At 71.1% G+C, this 25,396-nt stretch carries 23 protein-coding genes; 17 read left to right on the top strand and 6 right to left on the bottom strand.

The genetic code is table 11. From position 1 onward, the window contains the following. Positions 1 to 77 precede the first annotated feature (77 nt). The 13 genes from EBO15_RS00320 (at position 78) to EBO15_RS00260 (ending at position 14,722) form a co-directional block, all read left to right on the top strand. A complete protein-coding gene (locus EBO15_RS00320; protein WP_122192235.1) occupies positions 78 to 878 on the top strand; it encodes a Fic family protein in 801 nt (266 codons plus the stop codon). Positions 879 to 1,790: 912 nt separating this feature from the next. Further along, complete coding sequence (ssd, locus tag EBO15_RS00315; RefSeq protein WP_325051856.1) at positions 1,791 to 2,999, top strand: septum site-determining protein Ssd; 1,209 nt, start codon at positions 1,791 to 1,793, stop codon at positions 2,997 to 2,999. A gap of 2 nt (positions 3,000 to 3,001) precedes the next feature. Beyond that, the gene (locus EBO15_RS45685; protein ID WP_233615826.1) at positions 3,002 to 4,333 is read left to right on the top strand and encodes a TadA family conjugal transfer-associated ATPase; all 1,332 of its coding nucleotides are present in this window, start codon (positions 3,002 to 3,004) and stop codon (positions 4,331 to 4,333) included. Positions 4,334 to 4,515: 182 nt separating this feature from the next. Next, positions 4,516 to 5,217 carry a tyrosine-type recombinase/integrase gene (locus EBO15_RS45040; protein WP_199744247.1) on the top strand — a complete coding sequence of 234 codons (702 nt, stop codon included), beginning with the start codon at positions 4,516 to 4,518 and terminating at the stop codon, positions 5,215 to 5,217. Continuing rightward, positions 5,214 to 7,706 (top strand): tyrosine-type recombinase/integrase, encoded by a 2,493-nt coding sequence (locus tag EBO15_RS00300; RefSeq protein WP_199744246.1) that lies wholly within the window; start codon positions 5,214 to 5,216, stop codon positions 7,704 to 7,706. The genes EBO15_RS45040 and EBO15_RS00300 overlap by 4 nt, the downstream gene beginning before the upstream one ends. Then, the gene (locus EBO15_RS00295) at positions 7,706 to 7,960 is read left to right on the top strand and encodes a hypothetical protein (RefSeq protein WP_122192233.1); all 255 of its coding nucleotides are present in this window, start codon (positions 7,706 to 7,708) and stop codon (positions 7,958 to 7,960) included. The genes EBO15_RS00300 and EBO15_RS00295 overlap by 1 nt, the downstream gene beginning before the upstream one ends. A 117-nt stretch (positions 7,961 to 8,077) precedes the next feature. Further along, a complete protein-coding gene (locus EBO15_RS00290; RefSeq protein WP_407643366.1) occupies positions 8,078 to 8,320 on the top strand; it encodes a hypothetical protein in 243 nt (80 codons plus the stop codon). After that, a complete protein-coding gene (locus EBO15_RS00285) occupies positions 8,314 to 9,027 on the top strand; it encodes a type II secretion system F family protein (protein ID WP_122192232.1) in 714 nt (237 codons plus the stop codon). Before EBO15_RS00290 ends, EBO15_RS00285 begins: the two co-directional genes overlap by 7 nt. A gap of 1,312 nt (positions 9,028 to 10,339) precedes the next feature. Further along, positions 10,340 to 10,960, top strand: coding sequence for a type II secretion system F family protein (locus EBO15_RS00280; protein WP_233615825.1), 621 nt, complete (start codon positions 10,340 to 10,342; stop codon positions 10,958 to 10,960). Positions 10,961 to 11,268: 308 nt separating this feature from the next. After that, the gene (locus tag EBO15_RS00275) at positions 11,269 to 11,466 is read left to right on the top strand and encodes a DUF4244 domain-containing protein (RefSeq protein ID WP_378239430.1); all 198 of its coding nucleotides are present in this window, start codon (positions 11,269 to 11,271) and stop codon (positions 11,464 to 11,466) included. A gap of 26 nt (positions 11,467 to 11,492) precedes the next feature. After that, positions 11,493 to 11,840 carry a TadE family type IV pilus minor pilin gene (locus tag EBO15_RS00270; RefSeq protein ID WP_233615824.1) on the top strand — a complete coding sequence of 116 codons (348 nt, stop codon included), beginning with the start codon at positions 11,493 to 11,495 and terminating at the stop codon, positions 11,838 to 11,840. A 290-nt stretch (positions 11,841 to 12,130) separates the two neighbouring features. Further along, complete coding sequence (locus EBO15_RS47190) at positions 12,131 to 12,682, top strand: Rv3654c family TadE-like protein (RefSeq protein WP_407643367.1); 552 nt, start codon at positions 12,131 to 12,133, stop codon at positions 12,680 to 12,682. Positions 12,683 to 12,943: 261 nt separating this feature from the next. Continuing rightward, positions 12,944 to 14,722 carry a hypothetical protein gene (locus EBO15_RS00260; RefSeq protein ID WP_122192229.1) on the top strand — a complete coding sequence of 593 codons (1,779 nt, stop codon included), beginning with the start codon at positions 12,944 to 12,946 and terminating at the stop codon, positions 14,720 to 14,722. Between the two features lie 207 nt (positions 14,723 to 14,929). Here the strand turns inward: EBO15_RS00260 and EBO15_RS00255 are convergent, their stop codons facing one another. Both EBO15_RS00255 and EBO15_RS00250 read right to left on the bottom strand, forming a co-directional pair. After that, positions 14,930 to 15,559, bottom strand: a complete 630-nt coding sequence (locus EBO15_RS00255) for a GNAT family N-acetyltransferase (RefSeq protein WP_233615823.1) — start codon at positions 15,557 to 15,559, stop codon at positions 14,930 to 14,932. A 148-nt stretch (positions 15,560 to 15,707) separates the two neighbouring features. Beyond that, a complete protein-coding gene (locus tag EBO15_RS00250; protein WP_122192227.1) occupies positions 15,708 to 18,071 on the bottom strand; it encodes a DEAD/DEAH box helicase in 2,364 nt (787 codons plus the stop codon). Positions 18,072 to 18,327: 256 nt separating this feature from the next. Here EBO15_RS00250 and EBO15_RS00245 point away from each other — a divergent pair, with 256 nt between their 5' ends. After that, a complete protein-coding gene (locus EBO15_RS00245) occupies positions 18,328 to 18,681 on the top strand; it encodes an STAS domain-containing protein (protein ID WP_026412268.1) in 354 nt (117 codons plus the stop codon). 16 nt (positions 18,682 to 18,697) lie between these two features. After that, positions 18,698 to 19,144 carry an ATP-binding protein gene (locus EBO15_RS00240; RefSeq protein WP_122192226.1) on the top strand — a complete coding sequence of 149 codons (447 nt, stop codon included), beginning with the start codon at positions 18,698 to 18,700 and terminating at the stop codon, positions 19,142 to 19,144. A gap of 125 nt (positions 19,145 to 19,269) precedes the next feature. Here EBO15_RS00240 and EBO15_RS00235 read toward each other — a convergent pair whose 3' ends face one another. The 4 genes from EBO15_RS00235 to EBO15_RS00220 are packed head-to-tail and all read right to left on the bottom strand — an operon-like array spanning position 19,270 to position 22,998. Next, positions 19,270 to 20,535: an ABC transporter permease gene (locus EBO15_RS00235; protein ID WP_122192225.1), complete on the bottom strand. Its 1,266-nt coding sequence runs from the start codon at positions 20,533 to 20,535 to the stop codon at positions 19,270 to 19,272. Then, entirely contained in the window at positions 20,532 to 21,344 is an 813-nt protein-coding gene (locus EBO15_RS00230; protein WP_122192224.1) for an ABC transporter ATP-binding protein, read from the bottom strand. The genes EBO15_RS00235 and EBO15_RS00230 overlap by 4 nt, the downstream gene beginning before the upstream one ends. After that, positions 21,341 to 22,477, bottom strand: a complete 1,137-nt coding sequence (locus EBO15_RS46695; protein ID WP_199744244.1) for a peptidoglycan-binding protein — start codon at positions 22,475 to 22,477, stop codon at positions 21,341 to 21,343. The genes EBO15_RS00230 and EBO15_RS46695 overlap by 4 nt, the downstream gene beginning before the upstream one ends. Then, positions 22,474 to 22,998 carry a hypothetical protein gene (locus EBO15_RS00220; protein ID WP_122192222.1) on the bottom strand — a complete coding sequence of 175 codons (525 nt, stop codon included), beginning with the start codon at positions 22,996 to 22,998 and terminating at the stop codon, positions 22,474 to 22,476. The genes EBO15_RS46695 and EBO15_RS00220 overlap by 4 nt, the downstream gene beginning before the upstream one ends. Before the next feature lie 162 nt (positions 22,999 to 23,160). Here EBO15_RS00220 and EBO15_RS00215 point away from each other — a divergent pair, with 162 nt between their 5' ends. Then, complete coding sequence (locus EBO15_RS00215) at positions 23,161 to 23,817, top strand: response regulator transcription factor (RefSeq protein WP_199744243.1); 657 nt, start codon at positions 23,161 to 23,163, stop codon at positions 23,815 to 23,817. Positions 23,818 to 23,831: 14 nt separating this feature from the next. Continuing rightward, positions 23,832 to 25,190: a sensor histidine kinase gene (locus EBO15_RS00210; RefSeq protein ID WP_233615822.1), complete on the top strand. Its 1,359-nt coding sequence runs from the start codon at positions 23,832 to 23,834 to the stop codon at positions 25,188 to 25,190. Positions 25,191 to 25,396 lie beyond the last annotated feature (206 nt).

Here is a 25,396-nt window from a genome sequence, read left to right as displayed (position 1 = left end):
CCCGCGCGGGCGGGCGCCGGAGCATGCGCGGAGGGCGGCGGCCGGGGGCGCCGCGGTGACCGCATAAGGTCGGGCCCGTGACCGATGTCGATGCCTTCGCCAACGTCGCCGACCTGCCCGGAGTGGAGGAGGCCGTCGCCGACGCCCGCAAAGCGGTGGACCGCCTGCTGGGCCACCGCATCCTGAGGCGGCGCAGCGCGGAGGTCTCCACGGAGTCGGCGCTGCGCGGGGCTCGCGCGTCCGCCGTCCTGGAGGGCGAGTCCGTCACGATGGACGAACTGCGCTCCGCGGTCGAGGGGCATGCCGCCCCCGTCGTCCAGGGCTCGCTGCGCGTCAGCGCCGAGCTGGGCTCACTGGCCGAGACGTGGCGCAAGGCACCGCGCCAGGTCCTCGCGCGCCTGCACGTGCTGGCCGCCGCCGGCCTGGTGGACGAGCCGTCCCTCGGGCGCCCGCGCACCGACGGGGACGACGTCTCCGACCCGCTCGGGCTGGGGGCCGCGCCGTCCCCCGCCGAGGTCTCCCAGAGGCTGGACGCGCTGTGCGACCTCCTCGTCCGTCCGAGCAAGGCCCCGGCCCTGGTCATCGCCGCCCTCGTCCACGGGGAGCTGCTGACGCTCCGCCCGTTCGGCGTCGCGGACGGCGTGATCGCGCGCGCGGCGCAGCGACTCACGTTCGTCGCCCGTGGCCTCGACCCCAAGTCCCTGACCGCCCCCGAGGTCGGCCACCTCGAACTCGTGGCCGAGTACCCGGACGCCCTGCGCGCCTACGCGTCCGGCACGTCCGAGGGTCTGGTTCAGTGGGTCCGGCACTGCGCCGACGCCACGGTCGCCGCCGCGCGCGACTCCCAGGCCATCTGCGAGGCCTACCTCCGCGGCTGACCACGCCGCATCTCCCCGGCCCCCAGCACCGCGCCACGCCCGGCGCCCTGCGACGCGTGCGCGGGTGTGGCGATCGTGTGTGCGTGGCGCGCCTGGCTGGTGTGCGACGCGCCCGGCAGGTGTGTGCGACGCGCCCGTCCCGTGAAGGCGTTGGAACAAGTGAACGGCACCCCGCGCTCGGCGGGGCGCCGCCCTAGTCACGTCACACCGGGTTACCAAGCGTGCAACTGATATCCGTCGGAGCGGGTCAAGCCCGTCTCGACGCGCCTCCCGCGGCTGGTCGCGCGTGGGTACCCGGCTGCCGTGCGCGGACACCTGGTCCGTAGAACCTGTCTACGCCTCATTTGTCCAGTTGACAAGCCCTGAATCGGTAAAAGAAACCCTCCGGCGAGGGCCCTTGGACAGGGCCTGGAGGAGTGGCCGGAGAGGCGGATCATGGGGCCTGGGAGCCTTCGCCGAGGGTGGACGGGTGCCATTCTCGGGTACTTCGCGATCGCCGATTCCGATCACGCAGTGTGATCGATTCCCATTCCATCCGCTCGTGCGTGCACGGGCGCATGTGAGCGTTCTCGGGCGTGACCGTCCGGCTCTGTGGACGACCCGGCGGGGGTCAGGTGAAGCCCTGATGCGCGCGGGAGTACGGTCTTCCCAACCAGGCTAGAAAAATTCGTCCTCGCAGAGGGACTTTCCCGCTCGACGGAACTCTCGACGATCGGGCAGCATATGTTGTATCTGCTTAGACTGTAGATGGCGAGATTGCTACTCCTGTAGATCAAACTGGTGTACCACTTAGTGCGATCTGCCCGAGACTTTCTTGGGATAACGGGCCGGCTCTACCCCCCCCGGAGCCGGACCGTTCGGCGACCCCCGCTCTCCCCCCCCTGCGGGGGTCGCCTTACGTGAACGGCCCGGGTGGCGGTTACCGCCCCCCGGAACCCCACCCGGGCCTTCACAAAATCCCCCACACAACGCTTGACCTGTGGTTTCGCCAGGCTGAACAGAAGTTATCCACAGTTCGGGAGTGCGCTTCCGGCGGACGTGGCGCGCGGCGCATCGTGGAACTCCACCGATGCGAGGGGAGAGCGCGATGACCGCCGCGCTGATCGTCACCGAAGACCCGGCCACCGCCGACGACCTGCTGCGCCTCGCCGCCGCGGCCGACGCGCCCGCCGAGGTCGCCGGCTCCGTGGGCGACGCCCGGGCGGGCTGGTACCAGGCCCCGCTCGTGCTCGTCGGCGCCGACGTCGCGGCGGCCAGGCCGCCCGCTCCGGCGAGGGCGCCGACGTCTACCGCCTCGCCCTCGGCGTCGGGGCGGGCGACGTCGCCGTCCTGCCGGGCGACGAACCCTGGCTGACCGACGCGATGGCCGCCGCGGCCGAGCCCGCCGACGCCCGCGGCCTCGTCGTCTGCGTCACGGGCTCGCGGGGCGGCGCCGGCGCGAGCGTCCTGGCCGCGGCCCTGGCGCACCGCTCCGCGCAGGACGGCCTGCGCACCCTCCTCGTCGACGGCGACCCGCTCGGAGGCGGCCTCGACCTGCTCCTCGGCCTCGAGGGCCACGAGGGCGCGCGCTGGCCCGACCTCGCCCAGCGAAAGGGCCGGATCAGCGCCGCCACCCTCCGCGACTCGCTGCCGAGCTCGGGCGAGCTGTCCGTCCTGTCGTGGGGCAAGACCGAACCCGTGGCGGTCGATCCGGGCGCCGTGCGCTCCCTGCTCGACTCGGCGTCCCGCGGCTTCGACCTGACCGTCGTCGACGTCCCCCGGTACCTGGGCGACATCGGCCGTCCCGCGCTGCGCGCCGCGCACACCTGCTACCTGGTCGTCCCCGCCGAGGTCCGCGCCACGGTGGCCGCCGGCGTCCTGGCCGGGTTCCTGCGCCGTGAGACCGCCGACGTCCGCCTCGTCGTCGGTGGCCGGCCGCCCGGCGGCCTCCGTCCGGACGCGGTGGCCCGGCACCTCGACCTGCCCAGCATGGGCACGCTCGACCGTGACCGCCGCGTCCCTCCGGCCCTCGAACAGGGCGGCCTCTCCCGAATAGCCCGCCGAGGCCCGCTGCGCGACCTCTGCGACCACCTGCTCGACGCGCAGTCCCCGGCCCCCGCCGCTCCCGTGAAGGCGGCCTGACGATGAACGGCACGTTCTCCGAGGCCGTCCGCGGCAGGCTCGCCGAAGGCGGCATCGAGCCCACGGCGGGCCGCGTCGCGGCGGCTCTGCGCGCCGAAGAACGCCTGCTCGGCGACCGCGAGGTCCTGGCCCTCGCCGACGAGTTACGCGCCGAGTTCGTCGGCGCGGGCCCGCTGGAACCGCTGCTCCGCATCCCCGAGGTCACCGACGTGCTGGTCAACGGCCCGGGAGAGGTGTGGGTCGACGCCGGTGCCGGGCTGGTCCGAACGACGACCGGCTTCGCCGACGAGGCGACGCTGCGCCGCCTCGCTCAGCGCCTCACCGCCGCCGCGGGCCGTCGGCTGGACGACGCGTCCCCCTACGCCGACGCCCGCCTGCCGGGCGGGGTGCGGCTGCACGCCGTCCTGCCGCCGGTGGCCCCGAACGGCACCTGCCTCTCCCTGCGGCTGCCCCGCCGTCGCGCCTTCACCCTGGATGAGCTGGTCGCGAGCGCGACCGTCCCTCCCGAAGGAGCGGTCCTGCTCGGCGCGCTGGTCAAGGCCCGTGTGGCGTTCCTGATCAGTGGAGGCACCGGCACGGGCAAGACGACACTGCTGAGCTGCCTGCTCGGCCTGGCCGACCCGTCCGAGCGCCTGCTGCTGGTCGAAGACTCCGCCGAGCTGAGCCCCGACCATCCCCATGTCGTCCGGCTGGAGACACGACCACCGAACGTCGAGGGCGCGGGCGGCGTGACGCTGCACCAGCTCGTCCGGCAGGCCCTGCGCATGCGTCCCGACCGGCTGGTCGTGGGCGAGGTCCGGGGCGCCGAGGTGGTCGACCTCCTGGGCGCCCTGAACACCGGCCACGAAGGCGGCTGCGGCAAGTTAACTGAACTACAAAGAGAGTTTTTCCAGGTCACAGGCGCTTCTGCTGTTCCGTTGCTAACGTCCGCGCCGTGGTCAATGAAGGGGACGGCCCGCGGTGTCTTGCGGGGATGGCGGTGCGTGCCGTCGGTCGGCTCGTTGCTACGGGTGACCCATGGGAGCCGTTCCGGCTACTGGATGCTGAGGGTGCGGTTGTCGAGCCGGTCGCGGTGTTCTTCAGCGAGTTGCAGGCCCAGGACAAGGCTGAGTCGACGCTCAAGTCGTACGGAAACGACCTGTTGTTGTGGTGGAGGTGGCTGGCGGCCGTCGGCGTTCCGTGGAACCGGGCGACTCCGGTCGAGGGACGGGACTTCACTCGGTGGATGGCGATCGCGGACAAGCCGCCGCGGACGCACTGGCGGCGAGAGGGCCAGGCTGACGCCACCGATGATCGGGGCTTGGCTAGGGGGAGGTCGAAGACCGGGCCGGTGAATCTGGTGACCGGGAAGACGCGGCCGGGCCGGAAGTTCTCGAAGGCGTCGAGAGCGCACGCCGAGACGGTGCTGCGTGGGTTCTACAGCTTCCACCTCGAGTCGGGGACTGGTCCGATCATCAATCCCTTCCCTCTGAGTCGATCGCGGCGAGCTGGTCGCGCCAACGCTCACCACAACCCGATGGAGCCGTTCAAGAACGAGCAGGCGGGCCGCTATCGGCCTCGGGTCCCGAAGAGGGTTCCCCGCCGGATCCCGGACGACAAGTTCGACGAGGTCTTCGCCGGCCTCAACTACAACCGTGACCGGGCGCTCCTGGCGTTCTGGGTCTCATCCGCAGCCCGCGCCACCGAGCTGCTGACCGTCCCGCAGGACCGGGTGAAGCCTGGAGACCAGCTGATCGGTGTGATCCGTAAGGGCAGCGGGGAGTTGCAGTGGCTGCCGGCCTCGCCGGACGCGTTCGTCTGGCTGCGGATCTATCAGCAGGAGCTCTGGCGGCTGGATGCCCCTCGCGGCCGCGAGGTTCCGTTGTGGTTGACCCTCCGCCGCCCGTTCCGGCAGCTCAGTTACCACGCCGCTCGAGCCATGTTCATCCGCGCGCAGATCTTGCTGGGCTCCGACTGGACGATCCACGACATGCGGCACACCGGAGCTTGGCGGATGGCGCAAGACCCCAACATGCCGATCACCGACGTCCAGGAGATCCTCGGCCACGCGAGCCTGAGCACCACTCAGCTCTACACCACCCCGGACCAGGACGAGGTGATCGCCCGAGCCCGTGCCCACCACGCCCAACGGCAACGGAGGGCTCCCTCCGCGGCTCCGCCTCCAGCCCCCGGCTACGACCCTCGATCCCTCGACATCCTCTTCGGACGGAACTCATGACAGCCCAGCCCCAGGGTCTGGACCAGCTGCTGGTGAAGTCGGAACCCCGATCGTTCCTGGTCGGCGAGACGATCAAGAATCTGCGGGCGAGGTTCCCTGCTCGGCAGCCCTCGGCCATCTGGCCGGAAACCACGCAATCCATGCAACAGATCATCGACCACATGGACCAGCATCCCCATCGAGCACCTGGAAGCACTCACGACCAGAGGCGACGCGGAGCCCAGAGGCTCCTGCTCTGGCTCGAGACCTTCCCCGGCGCGACATGGCAAGAGCGCTGGCACGCGGCACCCGCTCATGCCCTGGGCCGAGGATGGGAAGAAGAATGCCGCACCTGGCTGGCCTTCCAAGGAATGCCACCGGGCGAAGGAGCCCTCCAATCGGGGCTCCTCTGGCTGGTTTGCGCGGAAGTATTCCGGCCGGATACGGAGTGGCTATCGACGATCGTGCGATCCCGTTACTGGCGGCGCGCAATGATCACCTACCGGGATCCTGCCGGATTCGCTGAGCTGCAGGCCGCACTGGACCGCCAAGGAGTCCGCGAGAAACGCGGGCATGAAGCCCTTCTCAAGATCGCCACGATCCTGGCGGCCAAAGGCGGCACGATCGCCGACATCACGGTTGGTGACTGCCTTGAGCTTCGCGACGTCGAGAGCCGGACTCGCACTCAAGGCGGCTCGGGCCTTACCTTTTTCTACGACCTGCTTCAAGGAGAGGGGCGCTTTCCTGAGGATGCGCCACCCACGTTGCGACATGTGACAGCGCACACGGCGCAGGTGAGTCCGGCGCAGCTGGTGGATCGGTATGCCCTCGAGTGCGGGCCCGTCCGCGACCTGATCGTCGACTATCTGAACGAGCGCCAACCGGTCCTCGACTACAACAGCCTGAATCATCTCTCACGGTCCTTGGCCCTGCTCTTCTGGAAGAACATCGAGACCCACTATTCAGGAGCCGACTCCCTGCGGCTGCCCCCCGAAGTCATTGCGGCCTGGAAGGCCCGGCTGAAGGTCAAGACCGTTCGTCGACGACAACCCGACGGGAGCGTTCGCGAGGTCACCAGCCCACGAGCCAGCTACATCGACACCCTGACCTATATCCGGGGGTTCTACCTCGACATCGCCCAGTGGTCGACGGAAGACCCTGCCCGCTGGGGCCCCTGGGCCGCGCCCAGCCCGATCTCCGTGGCAGAGATCTCCAGCACGAAGTACTACTCGGGCCGAAAGTCCCGCATGGACCAGCGCACTCGCGAACGGCTACCCAACCTGGCAGCCCTGGCCGAGATCGCCTACCAGCAGCGAGTCGATGCCCAGGCCCGGGTCGACGCGCTCCGCAACGCCGCACCCGGCCAGACGTTCACCGTCCTGGGCGAGACCTTCACCAAGGCAGCTGGGGAGAAGAACCCCCAACGCGAAGGCACCGACGTCGCCTTCGACTCGACCGGCCGCCGGCGGAACCTCGCCATGGCCGAGAACCGGGCGTTCTGGGCTTGGGCGACAGTCGAAGTCCTGCGGCACACCGGCGTCCGCATCGAAGAGCTGCTGGAGATCAGCCATCACAGCATCACCCAATACGTCGTCCCCGACACCGGTGAGCTCATCCCCTTGCTCCACATCGCTCCGTCGAAGACGGACCAGGAGCGTCTTCTCGTCGTCGATATCGAGCTTGCCGACGTCCTCGCCACGATCGTTTCCCGGGTTCGCGACCGCACGGGCGCGGTTCCGTTGGTCGTCAGCCGTGACAACGGCGAGAAGACCTGGAACCCACCGATGCCCATCCTGTTCCAATGGCGGACAGGGGACCAGAACCGTCCCCTCACCCAGAGCATGGTCCGCAAGGTTCTCAACGAGCTTCTGTTGGTCAGCGGACTCACCGACGCCGCCGGGCAGCCCTTGCAGTTCCAGCCCCATGACTTTCGAAGAATCTTCACAACAGAAGCGATTTTGAATGGGATGCCACCCCACATTATTCAGTTGATCTTGGGGCACAAGTCGCTCGATACGACCATGGGCTATCACACCGTCTATCCCCAAGAGGTCATCAACGGTCACCGATCCTTCATCTCCCGCCGCCGGGCCACGCGCCCTAGCGAGGAATACCGCACTCCGACCGATGATGAATGGGAGGAATTCCTCAGCCACTTCGTTCGCCGCAAGCTCGCGCTCGGCGACTGCGGGCGAGCCTATGGGACGAGCTGCGAGCACGAACACGCCTGCGTTCGCTGCCCTCTCCTTCGAATGGACCCCAACGAGCGGCCCCGGCTGGAACGGATCCACGACAACCTCGTCGAACGCATCACTGAAGCGGAGGAGCACGGCTGGCTCGGCGACCTCGAACAGCTCGGAGTCACCCTCGCCGCAGCCAAAGGGAAGCTCGCCCAACTCGACGCCCGCGCGAAACACGCCGGCGCTCCCAACCTCGGCATGCCAACTTTCCGTGAGGTCGCCGGACGCACCGCCACCCTCCCGCGCGACCAGACCAGGAAACCCGACTGATGACCGACCTCGAACACGTCCTGGCCAAGGCGCTCACCGAACTGCTGGTCGGCATCGACCTCGCCGACGACGAGGACATCGAGCCCGAGACCGCCATGAGGTTGCTCGAACCCGTCGCGACGCTCATGGAGGCCCTTCCCGCACCACAGCAGCTCGCCCTGGCCAACATCATCACGAGCTGCGCCGAAGAAGAGACCGACTCGGGCCGCCGAATGACGGCCCTGGACCTGCCCTACGCCATCGGAATCCTCTGAACAGCCAGCTCAACCGACAGAGGCAAGATCAACACTTAGTTCAGAGAAGGCACCCTGCACGCGAACGCCGCGACCGACGTCCCCGCTCGTCTCGAAGCCCTGGCCTGCGCCGCGGGGTTGAGCCGCGAGGGGGTCCACAGCCAGCTCGCCGCGGCGCTCGACGTGGTCGTCCACCTGGTCAGAACCCCGGGCACCGGCAGACGCCACGTGGCCGAGATCTGCGTCCTCGAGCGCGCGCCCGACGGCCTGGTCACCGCCGTTCCCGCCGTGACCGTCACCCCGTCCGGCGTCTTCGCGCCGTCCGAAGCGGCCCCGGCTCTGTCCCGCCTGCTCCACCCGCATTGGCCACTGCCATGGTGACCGCCGCCATGATCTGCGCCGCCCTGGCCGCCTGGCTGTTCTACGGCCCGTCCGAGGCGTCCGTCCGCCTGCAACGAGCCCTTCCGTCACCCACGGCGCCCACGCGGATCTCAACCCTGCTCAGCCGGGCGTCCAGCACCCGCACGGCCGTGCTTGACCAACGCCGGGCCCCCGCTCGATGGCGAGCGTCCGCGGTCGAACTCTGCGAAGGCATGGCCGCCGAACTCACCGCGGGTCGAACCCCCGAGGAGGCCTTCTCCGCGACGGCCGCCGTTCTGAGCCCTCCCCTGGCCAGGGCCTTACGCGCCCCGCCGCACCACGACCCCACCCACCACCTGGAACACCTCGCCGCCACCCGACCAGGCGCGGAGTCACTGAGACTCCTGGCCGCGACCTGGCGCCTGGGCGCCGAACGAGGCGGCACCCTGGCCACCGTCCTGGACGGCCTGGCCGCCGCCCTCCGCGACGAGGAAACCCAACGGCAGGAGGTCGCCGTCCACCTGGCCGCTCCAAGAGCCACGGCCCGCCTCCTCGCCGTCCTCCCCCTCCTGGGCCTGGCCATGGCCACGGCCCTGGGCACCAACCCCCTCCCCTACCTCCTCACGACCCCACCCGGCCTGGCCTGCCTGACCACCGCCCTGGCCCTGGACGCCACCGGCCTCTACTGGACCCACCACCTGGCCACCAAAGCCGCCACCCACCCCTGACCACCGACACACCCCAACCGGAGCCCCCATGACCACCCACCACCGAACCCGCCCACCCACCCTCACGCGCGACCCCGACGCCACACGCCCCTCCGCACCCGTACCAGCACGCCACGAGGCAACACGAACGGAACGCGGCATCGAACCTCGTCACAGGCCCGGCCCCCAGCCCACGACATCAGGCCACAACGCGGACGGCGGTGCCGGACCGTGACCACAGACGCCACCCCGCCCGACACGTAGGGGACGTTACAGGCGATGCATGGCATGGCGAAGCCAGGCCGCGTCAGGCCGCGCCGCTGGGGCTGGCTGGCAGGGCGCGGTGCTGGCTCGGGCGCTGGGCTGCCAAGCCCATGCAGTCAATCCACGGCAGGGGCGACGCCTGCGAACCTGCGGAAGGAGGAACGTGAAGCGAGGAACCGGGACGTAGGCGCCTGGACCGCCCGCCGGGACGACGTGGGGGACGTAGCGCGGGTGACCTCGTCCGATCGGCGCAGCGGACCAGTTTGCTCGCCGAACGCCGATGACGTCGGCATCCGACTTTGATGCCAGGCCCCAAGTCAGTGCGTGATGCCGTGCTTCACACCTGTGCGCTGTGCCTTTTGCGTCGTCGGGACGTCGTGCGGGGCGGCGTTTGCCCCGATTCGCGGAGCCGGCGCGGGGTTCGTTGAGGCGAGCAGCCATCCGCTGCTGAGCCGCCGACCGTGCACTCGGGTGGGTTGAGGCGGGCCCTGTTCGGCTGTGGTGTGCGCGTTTGTCTTCAGATCAACGACTACATCAGTCGGGAGTACACATGCTGTGGATAGCGGTTCTCTGCTTCGCGACCAGCGCCTACCTGGCTACGAAGCCGTCTCGGACGGCGGCTCGTCGGCTTGCATCCGTTCGTTCGTCCAACGGAGTTGGGGAGCGGGGTGAACCAAGGCAGGCGAGCGGACGCTCGGCGCGAAGGAACCTGCCCCGGGATGTGCTTCGGCGGCGAAGACCCGGTCAAGGCTCATCTCCTGTGCTGGTGATGGCCCGCGCTGGTACGGGCTTCAGAAGCTTCGGCGTCGAGAACGTTCATCGCGGCTTGGGTTCCGTGACGCCCCGTAATGCGGCCGCTCAAGGTGCTGCCAGTGCGGCGCTTCGGTGGTCGGGAGGAGGGCGGGGCGGGGCACAAGGGCGAAGTGGCTGGTCCTTACCAGTGGGGGTGGGATGGCGGGCCGGCCGAGGCACGGATCGAGGAGGGAGGGCTCGCGGCCGGCTCTGGAGGTCTGCCCGTGCTGGCGCCGCTGGGAGCGGCTCAGTGTCCGCTGCCGGAAACTCTGCCTCGGTGGGTGTGGAGCGAGATCGGGTGCTTCGGGGCGCGGCGGCGTTGGTACCGGCGCTGGTCGTGGTGTGGGTGGTCGGAGGCTCGGGAGGATGGATCGTCGGCACTGTCGTGGGGGTGGTGCTCACCCGGTGGTCGGCGAACCTGGGGAAGGCGGACGAACGGGAGCGGCGGAGCCGGATCGTCCATGAGCTTCCGGTGACCGTGGACCTGCTGGCCGCCTGCCTCAAGGGTGGGATGCCATGGGATGAGTCGGTCGAGGCCGTGGCGGGCACCATCGGTGGCCCGCTGGGCGAAGAACTCGGGGCGGTCTCCGTCCAGATCCGCCTGGGAGCTGATCCGGTGCGAGTCTGGCTTGACCTGGGCGAACGACTGCCGGAGCTGGCGCCGTTGGCGCGTACCGCGGTCCGTGCATCGCGTGGCGGGACGGCGCTGGCCCTCTCGCTGGGGCGTCTGGCTCAAGAGCAACGCCGGACGGCGAGAACGGCGGCCGCCGCGCGGGCCCGTTCGGCGGGTATTCGTGCCTTGATGCCGTTGGGCTTGTGCTTTCTTCCGGCGTTCGTGTTGCTGGGGATCGTCCCCGCCATTGTTGGAATCGCTTCGTCGATGTCGCTCCCTTGGTGAGAACTTACGTGCAATTCTCACGCGCGCCGGAGAGACTCTTCCGTTGCCGTGATTTCTCCAGAGTTCGCGTGGCGAGGATGTTTCGGCGTATGTCCCAGGGGCCTCTGATTGCGGGACGCACGTCACCCGCTGAGGAGAGCTGGCGCGTCCAGTGGTGCGCGTGTTGATTCCGTGCTGACCAGGGGGTTCGTGGTCCGCGCCTACGGGATGGACAGAGTTATCCACAGTTCGGCGGTCGGCTTGGGGTTGGGACCTCCGTGCAGCAGGCTCGTCACAGGGCGTGAGAGGCGCCCGAGTGAAAGGAGATCATGATGACGAGCATCGCCAAGGTGGTCCGGCGTCGGTGTCGTGTCGCCCGCGACGCCGGGATGTCCACGGCCGAGTACGCGGTCGGCACGATCGCCGCCACCGCGTTCGCGGGTCTGCTGTACAAGATCGTCACGAGTTCCGAAGTTCAGAAGGCCCTCTTAGGGATCATCCAGCGGGCTCTTCAGCTGGCCGGGTGAACATGGGGTGGCGACGTGATCGCGGCATGGCCACCGCGGAGATCGCGGTCGCGCTGCCCGCACTGGTCCTGGTCACGGTGCTCGCGCTGTGGGCGGTCGCGGTCGCGTCCACGCACATGTCGTGTGTGGACGCGGCCCGCGCGGGCGCTCGAGCCGCAGCACGCGGTGAGTCTCTCGACGCCGTTCGGGCCCTCGTGAGCCGGTCGGCCCCTCAAGGGGCCACGGTCGCCGTGCAGCGCGACGCGGAACGCGTCCAGGTGACGGTGTCGACCGCGGTGCGTCCGCCGGCGATGTCGGGCCTGCCGTCCCTCGACGTCCAAGCACACGCCGAAGCCGAGACCGAGCCAGGAACCCCGCCCGAGCCAGCAGCCTAAGCCGACCCGCGAGCCCGGCCGGAACCTGCGCCCGGGCTGCGGCCTGCGGCCTGCGGACATTGGGGTGGGATCTGCGCCGCAGGGGTCGTGATCTGAGAGCTGGAGGCGGTGTCTGAGGCATAGGCGCCTGGGACTTGAGGTGTCTAGGGGCTTGAGGGCCCGTGCCCGGATGGCCTGTCCGATGACCGTCCTGGATTCGGGGGGTTGCGGCCTGCATCGCCTGCCTCGCGACGGGCGCTGTGGGTGCTTGCGCGCCAGGGGGGCCGGGGTGAGGCCGGGGCGTGCGACAGATGCTGACGGCGCCGAGGTGGAGGGGAGGTGGGAGGTGGGTTCTGGGGTGGTTGGAGGTGTGGCCTGGGGGAGACATGGTGCGGACGGTGAGGGGAAGCGTGGTGTGGACGGTGAAGGGGAGTGTGGCGTGGGCGGTGAGGGTGGGGCCGCGAGTGGTGAGGGGTGGGAGGGGGCGTAGGTGGTGTGGGGGTGGTGCGGATCGGGGGGCGGGGACGGTGTGGGTGTTGGCGTTCATGGGGGTGATCTGGGTTGTGGGGGTGGCGGCGATGGTGGTCGGGGGTGTGCGGGTCGCTCGGCATCGGGTGGAGGCCGCGGCCGATCTGGGGGCGTTGGCCGGGGCCCGGCGGGTGAGCGAAGGGGAGGAGGTGGTGTGCCGCGTGGTGCGGGAGGTGGCGGCGGATTCTGGAGGACGGGTCGCGTCCTGCCTGGTGCGTGGGAGGATCGTGGAGGTCTCTGCGGACGCTGTGGTGCGACTGCCGTTCGGGATGCGTGGGGTCCGGGTCGTGGCGCGGGCCAGGGCTGGTCCTGTGGGATGGGACGGCGTACCCTGACTGGTCTCGACTCTTGAACCAGATGTCAATAGAGAGCCGGAAGAGCGGCGCGGGCCGGAGAAGGTTGAAGTCGCGTGGGTTTGTCACTCTTCCGTGACTTTCGCTACCAAGTAGTACGTTACGCTGCCGTAAGCCCAGAGTTATCGCGTGAAACGGTGGCTGCTACGGCCCCTCGCCCCTCCCGAGGCCGGACACTCCCCAGACGGGCTCGGCTGCGCGGACGGTGCGGGTCCGGTCGGGTGCTGTTGGAGGTATGTGGCTGTGACGAGGATTCGCAGGATCGGCGCGATCGCTCTCGCGACGCCCCTTGCGATGGCCTTCCCCGTGCTCGGCGTGATGCCCGCCGGGGCGTCCACCGGGATCTCCGCGCCGCAGAACGGCAGCGTCATCACGAGCGGGTCCCAGGTGACCGTCCGCGCCACGTACGACTTCGCGTTCCAGATGCAGCTGCGGGCCAAGATCCCCGGGTCGGGTGACACCTTCCTGACGTCCGGCGGGGTGCTCGACCACTCCCTTTCCGCGCCGCTCTCGCTCGACCGCAACGGCCGCTACACGGTCTACATCAAGGGCAGTCAGAGCAAACACGTCTACGCGTCCAGCACCTTCACGGTCCGGATCGCGCCGTCCCCGCCGACCGGAGTGTCCGGCGTGGTCTCCGGAAGCAAGATCAAGGTCAGCTGGAACCTCGGCCTTGAGGACGACCTGACGGGCTACTCCGTGAAGGCGTCCAGTGGGGGGTCGGCGAGCGGCACTGTCGGCGGCCTGTGCTCTGGTTCGAGTTGCTCGGCGTCGATCCCGGTCGGCTCGGCGAGCGGATCGGTGTCGGTGCAGGTCCAGGCGCGGCGTTCCACCGGCCTGGGGGGAACCGTCAACTCCGCTGCCTCGTTGGCATCCGTCTCCGTCGGTGGTGGCGGGAACGGGCCGAACACGAGCGTCCCGCCTGGCACGACCGTTCCTCCGGCGGGGAACAACGGATCCGACCGGAGCTCGCCGCTCACACCGTTCAACAACCAGTCGCCGGTCACGCTGCCGTCCGTCCAGCCGAACGACGCGACACAGGGGTTCACCTATCCGACGCCGCAGGTCGCGTCCGGTCAGTCCCCGAAGGCGGCGAACGCCTCCGCGTCCACTCAGCTTCAGTGGGGTCGCAGTATCGGCATCGCGCTCGTGCTGCTCGTCGCCGCCGCCCACCTCGGCACGTGGACGCGCCGTCTGCGCACCGCGCAGGCCGGGGTGAGCGAGAAGGGCATGGCCGCCCGCCTGGCCCGCAGCGGCTCGGCGCGCAGCCGCGTCCGCAACGCCAAGCAGCACATCGCGCAGGCCGAGGAGATGGCGAAGACCACGGTTCTCGCTCCTCCGGCTCCTGGCACGTCCGCGGTGCCTGGTGCGTCTACGGCGTCCGGGACGTCCACGGTCTCGGGTGCGTCCACCGTCTCCGGTGCTTCCTCGGCTTCTGGTGTGTCCACCGCGTCGGCGGGTGAAGGTACGGGTGGCGTCGGTGGAGCGGGTGTTGCGGAGTCTGGGGGCACGGCGGCCCTCACTGCTCTTGCGAATGCCGGTTCGGTGAGCGCCGGCGGTGCTTCGGACGGCTCGAAGGGGACGGTCAGGACGCCGAGCGTGGTTCAGGGGGCTGCCGCGACTCCCGGCGCGCGGCGGTCGTCGCGGCGTCCGGCCCGGCTCGGCAAGCGTCCGGGCGGTGTCGACGTCCGCATCTCGGACAAGCGCGCGGGTGCCGCGAGCGAGCCGACGTCCAGTGACTCCTCCGCCAAGCAGTCCGGCGACTCGCCTGCCGGTCTTGCGGCTCCGGCCAGCTCCTCTGGGGGAGCGACGGCGGGCATGCCGACCGGTGGACGGCTTGGTGACGCGGCGGCTCCGGACGCGGGCACGCGTCCGCTGAAGCAGCGGGACATCTTCAGTGTCGCCTCGGCCGTCGAGGGCGTTTCCGAGGCGGACGACTCGTCCCCCAAGGGGGAGGCGGCGGCGCTGGAGAACAAGGCCGATGAGCGTCGCTCCGGCCGCAGTCGGCGACGCAAGAAGTAGCCCGCTCGCTCGGCCGAGCCCGCTCGTTCGCGTCCGCTCGTTCGTGTCGGTTCGGCCGTGTTGTTGCAGGTCATTCGGTTCGAAGCGGCCTGCCGGTACCAACGGTGACGACGATGCTGGATGAACCGCCGCGTGCCGTCTCTGTTGGCATGGCGGGGTGGTGCTGGTGGACATCTAGGGCTGGCTCTGGGGGGCCTGTGGGGCGGGTCATGGGGTGAGGCTTAGGCGGTTCTGGAGTCGTTGCCGGATCTCGGGCCATTCGGCGCGGACGATCGAGAAGTAGGCGGTGTCGCGGACGGTGCCGTCGACGGCGCGGACGTGTGCGCGTCGGACGCCTTCGAAGTGGGCGCCCAGGCGGGTGATGGCGGCGCGGGAGCGGGAGTTGCGCGCGTCGGTCTTGAGGGTGACGCGATGCACGTTCCAGGTGTCGAAGGCGTGGCCGAGCATGAGCAGCTTGGCCTCATGGTTGGCTCCGGTGCGGCGTGCCGATGGCGCCAGCCAGGTGCTGCCGATCTCGGCGACGTCGGGGACGTCGCCGACCGGGCCGCGGTTCGCGCCCGGCGGCCAGGCCAGCGGGCCCTGCCAGTAGTCCAGGTCGAGGAAGCGCGTGGAGCCGACGATCCGGTCGTGCTCGACCAGTCGGATGGCGAACGCCAGGGCCCGTCCCGCTTCCTGGTCGCGTAGTGCCGAGCTGACGTACGTCCCCATCGCGTCGGGATCCTGGGGGATCAGGGTGAAGGGCGAGGTCCCCTCTGGTTCGGTGGCGGCCTCCAACAGGGCGCCGATCATCTCGGGGGTCAGGGGTTCCAACTGGACGAGTCTTCCCTGAAGGGTCATCGGAGCGGGCATATCGGGATGATTTCAGTCGCGCTTCGCTCGTGGGAGGTCCGGCGCTCCACGCATCGCGGTAGGTGACTGCGAGTGGATCGGTCTTGGATGGCGGTGCCGTCCACCCGGTGGCCTGCGGCGACTGGTGTGTCGCGGGTCAGGGGGCTTGGGGGAGGAGGTGGGCCAGGAGGGTCAGGGCGCCCTGTTTGTCCAAGGGGTCGTTGCCGTTGCCGCACTTGGGGGACTGGATGCAGGAGGGGCAGCCGGTGTCGCACTCGCAGGCGGCGATGGCGTCGCGGGTGGCGGTGAGCCAGGCTCGGGCGTCGCGGTAGCCGCGTTCGGCGAAGCCGGCGCCTCCCTCGTGGCCGTCGTAGACGAAGACGGTGAGGAGGCCGGTGTCGGGGTGGACGGCGGTGGAGACGCCGCCGATGTCCCAGCGGTCGCAGGTCGCGAAGAGGGGGAGGAGGCCGATGGAGGCGTGCTCGGCGGCGTGGGCGGCGCCCGCGAGGTCGAGGTCGCCGAGGCCGTCCACCTGGTCGGCGGAGAGGGTCCACCAGACGGCGCGGGTGCGGAGGGTGCGCGGGGGGAGGTCGAGGGGCTTCTCGCCGAGCATCTCGCCGGTCTGGACACGGCGCATCTGGTAGGCGACGACCTGGTGGGTGACCTCGACGGTGCCGTAGTGCAGGCGGGCCTCGCCCCACGGGGTGGAGCGGAGCTCCTCGACGATGCGGATGTCGGTGACGTCGCGCGCGGTGGTCGAGTAGTCGGGGGCGGCGGCCTCGACGAGGGCGACCGAGTCGTCCAGGTCGAGGGTCTGGACGATGAAGGACTCGCCCTGGTGGATGTAGACGGCGCCGTCGTGGACGGTGGTGTGCGCGGACGACTCGTCCACGGTGCCGAGGAGGCGTCCGGTGGCGAGCTCGACGACCTGGACGGGGGTGCCGCCCGCGCCGCGGAGGTCGGCGAGGTCGTAGGGGTTGTCGCGGCGTGTCCAGTACCAGCCGGCGGGACGGCGGCGGAGCATGCCGCGGCGGACGAGGTCGGGCAGCAGGTCGTCCGCCGTCGGGCCGAACAGGGCGAGGTCGGCGTCCGTGAGGGGGAGCTCGGCGGCCGCGGCGCACAGGTGCGGGCCGAGGACGTAGGGGTTGTCCGGGTCCAGGACGGTGGCCTCGACGGGGGTGCCGAAGATCGCCTCGGGGTGGTGGACGAGGTAGGTGTCGAGCGGGTCGTCGCGGGCGACGAGGACGGCGAGGGCGGACTGCCCGGCGCGTCCGGCGCGTCCGGCCTGCTGCCAGAGGGAGGCGCGCGTGCCGGGCCAGCCGCAGACGAGGACGGCGTCCAGGCCCGAGACGTCCACGCCGAGTTCGAGGGCGTTCGTGCTGGCCAGGCCGACGAGTTCGCGGGAGCGCAGTGATCGTTCGAGCGCCCGGCGCTCCTCGGGCAGGTAGCCCGCGCGGTAGGCGGCGACCTGGCCGGTCAGCTCGGGGGCCGACTCCTCCAGGGCGCGTTTCGCGCCCAGCGCGACGGACTCCGCGCCGCGCCGGGACCGGACGAACGCCAGCGTCTGGACGTCCTCGACGACGAGGTCGGCGAGGATGTCGGCGGCCTCGGCGGTGGCGGTGCGGCGGACGGGCGCGCCCTGCTCGCCGCGCAGGTCGGTCAGCGGCGGCTCCCACAGCGCGAAGGTCGCGGGGCCGCGCGGGGACGTGTCGTCGTCCACGGCCGTCACGTCCAGGCCGGTGAGGCGGGACGCGGCGGTCGCGGGTTCCGAGGTCGTCGCGGACGCCAGGACGAACGTGGGCGACGCGCCGTACCGCGCGCAGACGCGGCGGAGACGGCGGATGATCTGCGCGACGTGCGAGCCGAACACGCCCCGGTAGCCGTGCGCCTCGTCGATGATCACGTAGCGGAGGCGGCGCAGGAATCCCGACCAGCGGGAGTGGCCGGGCAGGAGCGACCGGTGCAGCATGTCCGGGTTGGTCAGGACGTAGTTGGCGTGCTGCCGGACCCAGCCGCGCTCGTCGCGGGGGGTGTCCCCGTCGTAGGTGGCCGCGCGCACCCGTGGCAGTTTCAGCGCCCGTACCGCTCTGAGCTGGTCCGCCGCGAGCGCCTTCGTCGGGGACAGGTAGAGCACGGTGCCCTCGCCCGCGATCCGCGCCCGGCCTTCGCCCGCGACCGTGGCAGGGGGGTCGGGGGTGCGGGGTGCGGGGACGGGGGCGGAGGGGTGGAGCGCGGTGAGGGCCGGGAGGAGGTAGGCGAGGGACTTGCCCGAGGCGGTGCCGGTGGCGATGATCACAGAGCGGCCGGCGTGGGCGAGTTCGGCGGCCTCGGCCTGGTGCCGCCAGGGGGCCTCGATGCCGGCGGCGGCGAGGCGCTCGAGAAGCTCCGGCGGCGCCCAGGACGGCCAGGCGGCGCGACGGCCCTGACGTGCGGGGACGTTCTGGACGTGCGTGATCCGCCCACGGCGGGTGGGGTCGGCGAGGAGGCGGTCCAGGGGCGCGGGAGATCTTTGGCCGGGCATGAGGTTTTCAGTGTGCCAGCCTGGGGACAACCATTGGAACGCCCCGGCGCCGGAGGCTGGCCTCCCCATGCCATGACCGGCAGATCACCAGGTCAGACGTGATGGCGCGAACTTTCGTCCCAGTAGGCGATAACCTGCCTGTAGGGCGGCGGAGCGTGGTTGAATCTCGACGGAGTTCCGTCGTCCCGAAACCGGCCGTGTCCGGGGGGATCGGGGCGTGCGGAGTGCAAGTTTGCTGCACGGCGCTGGAGGACCTGTGGACCTGAAGGTGAACGACTACACCACCGATGACGGCCTCACCGTCATCACCGTGGAAGGCGAGATCGACGTCTACACGGCCCCCAAGCTTCGCGAGAAGCTGATCGACCTGGTGAACAAGGGCAAGTTCCACCTGCTGGTGGACATGGAGAAGGTCGAGTTCCTCGACTCGACCGGCCTCGGCGTCCTGGTCGGCGGCCTGAAGCGGGTGCGCGCGCACGACGGCTCGCTGGAGCTGGTCTGCACCCAGGAGCGCATCCTCAAGATCTTCCGCATCACCGGGCTGACCAAGGTCTTCGGGATCCACAAGACGATCGCCGAGGCCGAGGAGAAGCGCAAGGGCGCGAAGTAGGCGGCCTGTCAGAGAGATGGCGACCGTCGAACTCTCTTTCAGCGCGCTGCCCGTCCATGTCAGGACGGCCCGTCTGATCGTGACCGCCGTGGCCAGACGCAGTGGCGTCGACGAGGCGATCATGGACGAGGTCCGGCTGGCGGTCGGGGAGGCGTGCTCGCGGGCGGTGGAGGCACACCGTCTGCACTGTCCCGACGAACCCGTACGGCTCGAGCTGAGCGACGCCGGTCACCGGTTCCAGGTGATCGTCAGCGACTCGGTACCCGCGGACGAGGCGGAGGGCGGACCTCCCTCGGCACCGCGGCCGGACGACATCCCGGCCCTGGCCCTCGCCGGGGACGCCGATCTGGGTCTCGCCGTCATCGCCGGACTGGCCGATGACGTGGAGATCTCCAACACCCCCAAGGGCGTTCAGATCCGAATGAGCTGGCCGGCCGAACCGCCGGCGGCTCCGGAGATCTGACCGGCGCTCCCGGAGCCGGTCACGACGCGCGAGACAGGCCCCGCCCTCACCCGAGGGACGGGGCCTTCCGCTGTCCGCGGACGCGTTCAGTGGACGCGTTCGGCGGACGCGTTCGGTGGACGCGTTCAGGCGCTGGTCAGGGCCTCCGTCGGGGGGAGGCGGGCGGCCCGGATCGCGGGGTACAGGCCCGCGATCGCGCCGATGACCAGCGTCGCGGCGAGCCCGCCCGCCATGGCCCAGGGCGGGACGACCGTGGGCCAGTGCTGCGCGACCGCGAAACCGAAGGTGACGAGGGCGCCGAGCGCGACCCCGCCGAGCCCGCCGAGGGCGGCGAGCAGCTGGGACTCGGTGAGGAACTGGAGCCGGATCTGCCCGCGGGTGGCGCCGAGGGCGCGCCGCAGGCCGATCTCGGCGCGGCGCTCCAGGACGGAGATGACCATCGTGTTCGCGACGCCGACGCCGCCGACCAGCAGGGCGACCCCGCCGAGGCCGAGCAGCAGCGCCGTGAACGTCTGGTTCGCGGCGTGCTCGGCGGCCAGCGCGTCGGACGGCCGGGACACCTCGATCTCGTTCGGCGACTCGGGGTTGGCGGTCGGGGCGAGCAGGTCCCGGACGCGTTCGACGGCGTCCTTGGCGGTCCGCGTGTAGATCGTGGTGGCGTGCCCGTCGAAGCCGAGGCGGGAGACCGCCGCGGCCCAGCCGACCAGCGCGGCCGAGTCCAGTTCGGGCGCGAGCGCGTTCGGGGCGAGGACGCCGACGACGGTGAACCAGCGTCCGGCGAGCCACACCTGGCCGCCCGCGCCGGTGACGCCGAGCCGGTCGGCGGCGGCGGACCCGAGGACGACGGCCGGGTAGCGTCCGGTCGCGGCGTTCAGCCAGGTCCCCGAGCGCAGGCTCAGGCCGATCGTGGTGGGGAGGCGCAGGTCGGCCGCCATGACGGCGATCCCGCCGGTCTCCTCGGGGTCGATGTGGTCGTTGCGGTAGACGTGCGCGTCGGCGACCTTGCCGGTGGCGGTGGCGGACTCCACGCCCGGCACCCGCGCGATCATGGCCGGGGCGGTGAACGGAAGCTCCGCGTTCCCGCCGAAGAAGTCGTGGCCGGGGGAGACCGTGAGCAGGTTGGTGCCGAGCCGGTCCAGGGTGGCCTGGAGCTGCGCCCGGCTGGACGTGGAGATCCCGACCACGCCGATCATGGCGGCGATGCCGATCGCGATCCCCAGCGCGGACAGGACGACCCGGAGGGGCCGCGCCCGCAGTCCCGCCGCGCCGACGCGCAGGACGTCCCGTGTTCCGAGCCGTCCGGACCGGTCCACGCGCCGTCCGCGCTTCGGGCGCCGTTCCCGTTCCAGCCGCCGCGGTCTGCGACGGGGAGGCGCTTCGGTGACGCTCATAGGCCGGACCTCGCGCCATCAAGGACCTTGGTGGCATCTGTGCCGCCGAGCTCACCCGCGTCGTCCGCCGTGTCCTGGACGATGCGGCCGTCCCGCATGGTGACCCGGCGGGGGACCTGGGCGGCTATGTCGCGGTCGTGGGTGATGAGGACGACCGTGGTGCCGCCGCCGGACAGCTCGCGCAGCAGATCCAGGACGACCGTGCCGGACGCGGTGTCGAGGGCGCCGGTCGGCTCGTCCGCGAGGAGCAGGCCCGGGTCGCCCACCACGGCGCGGGCGATCGCGACGCGTTGCTTCTCGCCGCCGGAGAGCTGGTGTGGACGGTGTCCGAGCCGGTGTCCGAGGCCGACGCGTTCCAGGGCCTCGCGTGCGCGGGCGCGGCGTTGGGCGATGGGGACGCCCGCGTAGAGCAGGCCGTCCGCGACGTTGTCGACGGCCGGGACGCCCGCCGCGAGGTGGAACTGCTGGAACACGAAGCCGATGCGGCGGGCGCGCAGCCCCGAGAGCCGCCGGTCCGAGAGGCGCGAGACGTCCTGGCCCTCGAACAGGACGGTGCCGGACGCGGGCAGGTCGAGCGTGCCGAGCAGGTTCAGCATCGTGGACTTGCCCGAGCCGGACGGTCCGACGACCGCGACGAACTCGCCCGGCGAGATCGTGAGCGACACGGCGTCCAGCGCGGTCACGCCACCGGGATAGGACTTGGTGACCTCGCGCAGTTCGACCACCGCGAAGCCCGAGCCGCCGGGGGCGGGCTCCTGCGTCAGGGGCACGCCGGGGGGCGTGTCCGCGTTCGGGGTGGGTGTGCTCATGCGGGCACCACGACCTTCATGCCGGCGTTGATGCCCGAGCCGGTGACCTCGACCTGGCCTTGGGCGAACACACCTGTGTCCACCTTGACGGTCCGGACGGGCGCGGACGCGCCGGACAGGACCTGGACGCCGTAGCCGCCGCCCGGCAGGGCGACGAGGGCGCCGACCGGGACGGCCAGCACGGACGCGTGCCGCGACGAGGTGAGGTAGACGTTCACGGGGGCCTTGTCGTAGGAGCCGAGGCTGCGCTGCCGGCCGACCTCCACGGTGACCTTGACCGTGGTGGGCTGGTCGGCGCGGGACTGGGTGGCGACCTTGCCGACCGAGCTGATCGTCCCCTTGGTGGTGCCGCCGTCGGGCAGGTCGATGGTGACGCCGGCGTCGACCTTGGCGAGCTTCTGGTACTTGACGTCCAGGGCGATGGTGACGACGCGCGTGGTGCCGGTGTAGGTGAGCAGCGGCCCGGACGCGCGGTCGCCGGTCTGCGCGCGGCGTTCGGCGACGCGGATCTCGTCGCGTGCGACGACGACGCCTCCCGGGGCGATCTCGCCGGTCTCGGCCATGCCCGTGTCCTCCTGCCACTGCTTGACGGCGGTCGCGGTGGCCGAGGTGTACTTCTCGTCGACGGTGAAGCCGCCGTAGCCGAGCGCGGCGAGGTTCCGTTCGAGCTGGAGGACGTCGCTCCCCTCGACGCCGTCCTTGAGGGTCCGGTAGAGCGGCATCCGGCCGTAGAGGAGCGGCACGGGACGGTTGTCGACGCGGTAGGCGGGCTCGCCGCGTCCGATCTTCGTGCCGGGGGAGGGGAGCCAGGTGACCGTCCCGGCGGACGACCCCCCGCCGCCGCCCCCGCCCCCTCCGCCGCCACCTGATCCGCCGCCCCCGCCCCCGCCGCCTCCTCCGCCTGAGCTGGTCGAGGGGGCCGACAGGGTGGTCGTGTCGCCGTAGCCGAGGGTGCCGTCGACCTTCTGGGTCTCGGTGAGCGTCGTCCGCTCGACGGCGGCGGTCGCGGGGACCTTCGGCCCGCCGGCCGTCCCGGACCCGCCCCCGCCGCCGAGCCCGGCCGTGGCGAGGCCGGCGCCGCCGACCGCCGCCACGGCCAGGACGCCCAGCCCGATCGCGCGGGATCGCCTCACTTCACTCTCCCGGGCTGGAACTGCTTGCACGCCTCCTGCGCGGCCTTGAGCGTCGGGTCGTTCGCGGGGTCCCCGCCGTTCTGCGAGCCCTGGGGCGGTCCGGTCATCCTGATCCTGATCCCGCCGTCCGAGCCGGGGTCCTCCATGCTGATGCCGTGCCCGCGCATGCACTGGGCGTACTTGCGCAGCCTGTCGATGTCCTGCGGGCTCGCCTGCTTCGGCTTGCCGCCGTTCGGCATCAGGTGCTGGCACGCCTTCTGCGCCGCCTGCATCGCCTGCTCGCCGCCGCCGGGCGCGCCCTTCGACTGCATCATCGTGATCCGGCCGTCGTCGCCCGGGTCCTTCATGTCGACGCCGTGCTCCCGCATGCACTTGGCGAAGTTCCGCAGCTTGGTCGCCTCATCGGCCTTCTTGGCCGACTGGGTGGCGAGCTTGTCGCCCCCGCCGCCGTTTCCGCAGGCGGAGAGGCCGAGGGCCAGAACCGGGGCCAGCAGCAGGCCGGCGAGCCGTGGGGTCCGCATCGTCGTCTCCTCGTCCGTGCCGGGGCCGTCCCGGCGATCGAGGAGAAGTCCAGCGGGCGACCGGTAACCCGGCCGTAACCGCTTCGCGTTATGCGGACATTACGGGGGATCCAACAGGCTCGTCCGGGAAGCGGACGAGCGGTGGCGGGGAGGGCGGGGCCTGTGCGGGTTCTGGTGGCCGAGGACGAGCGGATGCTCGCCGACTCGATCGCGGAGGGCCTGCGGGCCGAGGCGATCGCGGTGGACGTGGTGTACGACGGCGACGCCGCGCTGGAGCGGCTCGGTGTGAACGACTACGACGTGCTGCTGCTCGACCGGGACCTGCCGGTCGTGCACGGCGACGAGGTGTGCCGGGCGGTCGCCGGGTCCGGGATGCATGTGCGGGTGCTGATGCTGACCGCCGCGTCGTCCGTGCCCGCGCGCGTGGAGGGGCTGAGCCTCGGCGCGGACGACTACCTGCCCAAGCCGTTCGCGTTCGAGGAGCTGCTCGCGCGCGTGCACGCGTTGGGCCGCCGTGCCCGTCCGGCGGATCCGCCGACGTTCGAGCGCGCGGGGATCCGGCTCGACCCGGCCCATCACGAGGTGTTCCGGGACGGACGGTACGTGCACCTGGCGCGCAAGGAGTTCGCGGTGCTCGCCGAGCTGCTGCGCGCGGACGGCACGGTCGTGTCCGCCGAGCGACTGCTGGAGAAGGCGTGGGACGAGCACACCGACCCGTTCACCAACACCGTCCGGGTGACCCTGATGAAGCTGCGGCGCAAGCTCGGGGAACCCTCCGTCATCGAGACCGTCCCGGGAGTGGGGTACCGGATCCCATGAGACCGAGCATCCACATGAGGTCGACGATCCGCGCGCGGCTGACCCTGTTGTACGGCGGCATGTTCGTCGCGGCGGGGATCGTTCTGCTCACGCTGACGTACGTGCTCGTCCAGAACAACCTGCAAGGGCCGCGCGGGCAGCTGATGAACCAGGTCATCACGTCGGCGCAGATGCCGGACACGCGCGCGGTGCCGGGCGGGACGCCGGATCCGCTGCGGCTCATGCAGGCCCCGGTGGGCCGGACGCCGGATCCGCTGGCGCTCCTGCAGGGCGCGGCGCCGGTCAAGCAGGGCGTGGCGGCCGGCCCGGGTCCGCAGCGGATCGCCAAGGTGGACGGGAAGGTCGACGGCCGGCTGCTGGGGGCGGTCGACAGCGGCGGGAAGGCGGCCTACTTCATCCAGCGGCAGCGGGTCGGCGGCGCGGCCGACGACTTCCAGAAGGCGACGCTCGACTCGGTGCTGACGCAGGGCGCGATCGCGCTCGGCCTGGTGGCGCTGGCGGCGCTGGGGCTCGGCTGGCTGATGGCGGACCGGGCGCTGCGGCCCGTCCAGCGGATCACCGAGACCGCCCGGCGGGTCGCGCGGAGCCACGACCTGACCGAGCGGATCGGGTACGACGGGCCGCGGGACGAGGTGCGTGAGCTGGCCGACACGTTCGACACGATGCTCGGCCGCCTGTCGCGGTCGTTCGACGGGCAGCGCCGGTTCGTCGCGAACGCCTCGCACGAGCTGCGCACCCCGCTCGCGATCAACCGGACGCTCGTGGACGTGGCGGTGCGGCGGCGCGGCGCGTCCGAGGACGTGCGGCGGCTGGGCGAGTCGCTGCTGGTGGTGAACGAGCGGCACGAGCGGCTGATCGACGGGCTGCTCACCCTCGCGGGCGGCGAGAACGAGGTGACCGAGCGGACGCCGCTGGATCTCGCCGACGTCGCCCGGCACGTCGTGGACCTCGCGGCGGCGGAGGGCGGCGAGGCGGCCGAGCGGGACGTGACGGTGCGCGGCGAGCTGTCCCCGGCGCCGGCGGACGGCGACCCGGTGCTGCTGGAGCGGCTCGTCCAGAACCTGGTGGAGAACGCCGTCCGGCACAACCACCGCGGCGGGACGTGCCGGGTGATGACGGGGGTGCACGACGGCTGGACGGAGCTGACGGTGACCAACACCGGGCCGGTCGTCCCGGCCTACGAGACCGAGACGATCTTCGAGCCGTTCCGGCGGCTGGGCGCGGAGCGGGTGCGGTCGGACCGGGGCAGCGGACTGGGGCTGTCGATCGTGCGCGCGGTGGCGGGCGCGCACGGCGGAACGGCGTTCGCGTCGCCGAATCCGGGCGGTGGACTTCGGGTCACGGTGCGCCTGCCGAATTCGGGACGGATGTGATCCGGGGTGTCACTGATGCCCAAGGGAGGAACGGTTATGAGATCGTTCTCTCGTCGATCTTCGCGCCGTTCGAATAACGGTCAAAGATCAATTACCAAATACGGATGTCTATAACTGGGAAGCGTGGGGTCCTCGGGGAGTAAGAGACGCGAATGTGGCTGTGAGGTAAGAGAAGCTTACCCTGTCTGACCAGCCCAGACGGACGG

The sequence above is a fragment of the Actinomadura harenae genome (assembly GCF_003696215.1).
Taxonomy (GTDB): domain Bacteria; phylum Actinomycetota; class Actinomycetes; order Streptosporangiales; family Streptosporangiaceae; genus Spirillospora; species Spirillospora harenae.
The sequence above is the reverse complement of the archived record's forward strand: the minus strand, read 5'-3'. Positions and strand labels throughout refer to the sequence as shown.